3 protein-coding genes are annotated in these 4,295 nt (G+C 68.4%); 2 read left to right on the top strand and 1 reads right to left on the bottom strand.

Going from position 1 to position 4,295, the window contains the following annotated elements:
• The coding region (locus FKP22_RS32500) for a hypothetical protein (RefSeq protein ID WP_170201018.1) at positions 1-588 on the top strand (588 nt) is incomplete at its 5' end.
• Positions 589-718: 130 nt separating this feature from the next.
• Here FKP22_RS32500 and ppc read toward each other — a convergent pair.
• Positions 719-3,565, bottom strand: a complete 2,847-nt coding sequence (ppc, locus tag FKP22_RS22580; RefSeq protein WP_141289929.1) for a phosphoenolpyruvate carboxylase — start codon at positions 3,563-3,565, stop codon at positions 719-721.
• 78 nt (positions 3,566-3,643) lie between these two features.
• Here ppc and hemC point away from each other — a divergent pair.
• On the top strand, positions 3,644-4,295 hold a 652-nt coding region (hemC, locus tag FKP22_RS22575; protein WP_211361525.1), incomplete at its 3' end, for a hydroxymethylbilane synthase.

The raw sequence follows: 4,295 nt of genomic DNA, 5'->3' as shown, positions 1-4,295 counted from the left end.
TGGCTGGCGCTGGCACAGGACCTGGCCAACGACCCTGCCGCGCAGGACCAGGCGATGCTGCGCGCAGCCCAGGCCAGCCGGCACGACGGCGACCTGAGCTGGGTCTCGCAGCAGGTGATGCAGGCCTTGCCGCCGACGGTGCAGGGCCAGGTGCGGTTGCAGGTTGAAGTGGCGGCGATGGGGGTGAGCACCACGCATGTCTACGGTGGCTACCAGGCGCTGGGCCGCTGGTGCTCGGCCGAGGTCATGGCCGACCCTGCGCGGCGCGACACCTGCGGCCACTTCGGCGAACTGCTGTCCCAGCATGGCCGCTCGATGCTGGACCTGGGCATGGGCATGCGCCTGGGCGAACGGACAGGGCAGTCGCCCGAGCGGCTGCAGGCGCTGGCCGCGCGCCGCCAGACCTACACCGATGCGCTCTCGCGCATCGCCACCCAGGAGTGGCCCACGGTTTCTGGACAGAACACCGCCTCGCAGGACCGCCAATGCGCCGCTGCGCTGCGCATGAGCGCCTACCTCAGCGAGGTCGCGCGAGACGGCGAACTGGCCACGATCTCGCGTTTCCTGAAGCAGGAAGCGCGCAGGTAGATTCGCCGCTGTCCGAGAGATTGAGGTTTCCCAATCGTTGGCGCTGTGGACCGTTCGGGCTGAGCCTGTCGAAGCCAGCGCGTCACGGCGACGCGGGCACTTCGACAGGCTCAGTGCGAACGGATCAAGATCAACCCGTGTTTCGGAGGCCTGCTGCAACCCCGTTGATCGAGATGTGGATGCCGCGCTGCAGCCGCTCGTTGGCCGGATCGCCTTCGCGGCGCTTGCGGTAGCGGCGCATCAGTTCCACCTGCAAATGGTTCAGCGGGTCCAGGTAGGGGAAGCGGTGTTCGATCGAGCGGGCCAGGCTGGGGTTGGACTGCAGCGGCTGCCCGTCACCGGTGATGGTGGCCAGCGCTTGGCAGGTCAGGTCCCACTCGGCGCGGATGGCCGCGAAGATGCGCTTGCCCAGCCGCTTGTCTTCGACCAGCTCGACATAGCGCGAGGCAATGCGCAGGTCGCTCTTGGCCAGCACCATGTCCAGGTTGGACAGCAGCGTGCGGAAGAACGGCCACTGGCGGTGCATGCGCTGCAGCAGCTCCAGCCGCGCGGCCCGCTGCTTCTTGTCTTCGCCCAGGAACTGCTCGACAGCCGAGCCGAAGCCGCACCAGCCCGGCAGCGCCACGCGGCACTGGCCCCAGGAGAAGCCCCAGGGAATGGCGCGCAGGTCCTCGATGGCGCGGGATGCCTTGCGCGAGGCCGGGCGCGAGCCGATGTTCAGCTCGGCGATCTCGCGGATGGGCGTGGCGGAGAAGAAGTAGTCGGTGAAGCCTGGTGTCTCGTAGACCAGCGCGCGATAGGCCGCCATGCTGCCCTGGCTGAGCTGCTCGGCGGCCTCCAGGAAGGCCTTGGGGGCGGCCTTGGTCGGGTGCAGCAGCGTGGCTTCCAGTGTCGCGGCGACCAGGGTTTCCAGGTTGCGCCGGCCGATCTCGGGGTTGGCGTACTTGGAGTTGATGACCTCGCCCTGCTCGGTCAGGCGGATCTGCCCGCCCACGGTGCCGGGCGGCTGGGCCAGGATGGCCTGGTAGCTCGGGCCACCGCCCCGGCCGACCGTGCCGCCGCGCCCATGGAACAACCGCAGCTGGATGCCGTGCTCGGCCTCCAAGGGGGCGAACATCTCGACCAGCGCAATCTCGGCGCGGTAAAGCTCCCAGTTGCTGGTGAAGAAGCCGCCGTCCTTGTTGCTGTCCGAATAGCCCAGCATCACATCCTGTTCGCCACCGCCCCTGGCGACCAGCGCGGCAATGCCGGGCAACGCGTAGAACTGCTGCATGATGGTGCCGGCATTGCGCAGGTCGCCAATCGTCTCGAACAGCGGCGAGACGATCAGGTCGGCATGCGCCTCTTCGCTGAGCAGGCCGCGCATCAGCCCGCATTCCTTCTGCAGCAGCAGCACTTCCAGCAGGTCGGACACGTCCTCGGTGTGCGAGATGATGTAGTGGCGGATGGCCAGCTTGCCGTAGCGGCGCCGGCCTTCGACCGCGGCCTCGAAGATGGCCAGCTCGCGCTGCGCCCATTCGCTGTAGTCCACGCCGCGCACGCGCAGGCTGCGGGCTTCGTTCAGCAGGCGCAGCAGCAACTCGCGGCGGGCGGTTTCGTCGAGCGCGCTGTAGTCGGGTTCGATGCGCGCCACGCGCAGCAGCTCGCCAATCACCGCTTCGTGCTGGTCCGAGCTCTGGCGCAGGTCCACGGTGGCCAGGTGGAAACCGAAGACCTGCACCGCGCGCATCAGCGGCGCCAGGCGCGGGCCGATCAGCGCACCGGCGTGATGGGAGCGCAGCGAGCGCTCGATCACCCGCAGGTCGGCCAGGAAGTCTTCCGGCGCGCGGTACGGGTCCTGCGGTGCCACGGCATGGCGCAGCGCCTCGGTGCCGGTCAGCTCGTGCAGCGTGGCGGCCAGCCGGGCGTAGATGCCGGTCAGCGCGCGGCGGTAGGGCTCGTCCTCGCGGTGCGGGCTCTTGTCGGGCGAGCTGTCGGCCAGCGCGATCATCTCGGCCGAGACCGGCGCCAGCATCTGCGAGATCGACAGCTCGGCGCCCAGCGTGTGCACTTCGGTCAGGTAGTGGCGCAGCGCGGTTTCGGACTGGCGCGAGAGCGCCAGGCGCAGCGTCTCGGCGCTGACGTTCGGGTTGCCATCGCGGTCGCCGCCAATCCAGTTGCCCATGCGGAAGAAGGGCGCCACTTCATGGCCGGGCAGCGCTTCCTCGACCTCGGCATACATGCGCGGGATCTGGCGCAGGAAGGTGGCGTGGTAGTACGACAGCGCGTTCTCGATCTCGTCGGCCACCGTCAGCTTGGCGTAGCGCAGCATGCGCGTCTGCCAGAGCTGGGTCACGCGGGCCGTCAGCAGTGCTTCGTTGATCCGGCGCTCGCTGTCGGTGCGCAGTTCGTCGCGCTGGCTGATCAGCTCGGCAATGGCGCGCTCGGCGTCCAGGATGCTCTTGCGCTGCACTTCGGTCGGGTGGGCCGTCAGCACAGGTGAGATGTAGGCCTTGGCCAGCGTGCCGGCAATGTCGGCGGCGCGGTGGTCGGCACGGGCGAGCTTCTCGAAGCAGTGGGCCAGCGAGCCTTCCTGGTGGGTGCCTGCCGCCTCGTGGTACATGCGCCGGCGCACGTGGTGGCGGTCCTCGGCAATGTTGGCCAGGTGCGAGAAGTAGCTGAAGGCGCGGATCACGCTGACCGTCTGGTCGGCCGACAGGTTCTTCAACAGCCGGTCCAGCACGCGCCCGGCGCTGGCGTCCTTCTTGATCCGGTAGGCCACCGAGAGCTGGCGCACCCGTTCGATCAGGTCGAAGGCCGGCCGGCCTTCCTGCTCGCGGATCACATCCCCCAGGATTCGGCCAAGTAACCGAATATCCTCCACCAAAGGCTTGTTCTTCTCGGTGGCATCACTGGAAGATGGCTTCGCCACCTTGGAAGATGCGGCGCGCGGCGGGCGCACGATGGGGGTCTTGGCGGGGGCGGCAGCACGCGGCATCGAAAGTCTCCGGATGGTGTAACCGAATTACCAATTCGCAATCCTATCAGTTGCCCGTGGCGGCGCGATAATTTCGGCATGAATCACACGCCTGCCTCGCCCACCTTTCCGCCGGTGTCGGCACCGATCCCTTCGCCGGTGGTCATCGCCACCCGCGAAAGCCGGCTGGCGATGTGGCAGGCCGAGCATGTGCGGGATCGCCTGGCCACCGAGCTGGGTCTGCCGGCCAGCCTGCTGGGCATGACCACGCGCGGCGACCAGATCCTGGACCGCAGCCTGTCCAAGGTTGGCGGCAAGGGCTTGTTCGTCAAGGAACTGGAGCTGGCCATGGCACGCGGCGAGGCGCACCTGGCGGTGCATTCGCTGAAGGACCTGCCGATGGAGCTGCCCGAGGGCTTTGTGCTGGCGGCCGTGCTGGCGCGCGAGGATCCGCGTGATGCCTTCGTGTCGAATCACTTTGCCGACCTGCAGGCCTTGCCGCAGGGGGCTTGTGTCGGCACCTCCAGCCTGCGCCGCGTGGTGCAACTGCTGGCCTTGCGGCCGGACCTGCGCATCGAACCGCTGCGCGGCAACCTGGACACCCGGCTGCGCAAGCTGGATGACGGCGGCTACGACGCCATCGTGCTGGCTGCAGCCGGCCTGAAACGCCTGGGCCTGGGCGAGCGCATCCGCTCGTTCTTCAGCGTCGAGCAAATGATTCCCTGTGCCGGCCAGGGCGCGCTGGGCCTGG

Source organism: Ideonella azotifigens (assembly GCF_006519715.1).
GTDB lineage: Bacteria > Pseudomonadota > Gammaproteobacteria > Burkholderiales > Burkholderiaceae_C > Ideonella > Ideonella azotifigens.
Note: the sequence above shows the minus strand (reverse complement) of the source record. Positions and strands in the feature narration are given on the sequence as shown.

What these genes read in the sequence shown, in the direction of transcription:
- ppc (WP_141289929.1), bottom strand. Translation starts at nt 3,565, where the DNA reads ATGCCGCGTGCTGCCGCCCCCGCCAAGACCCCCATCGTGCGCCCGCCG.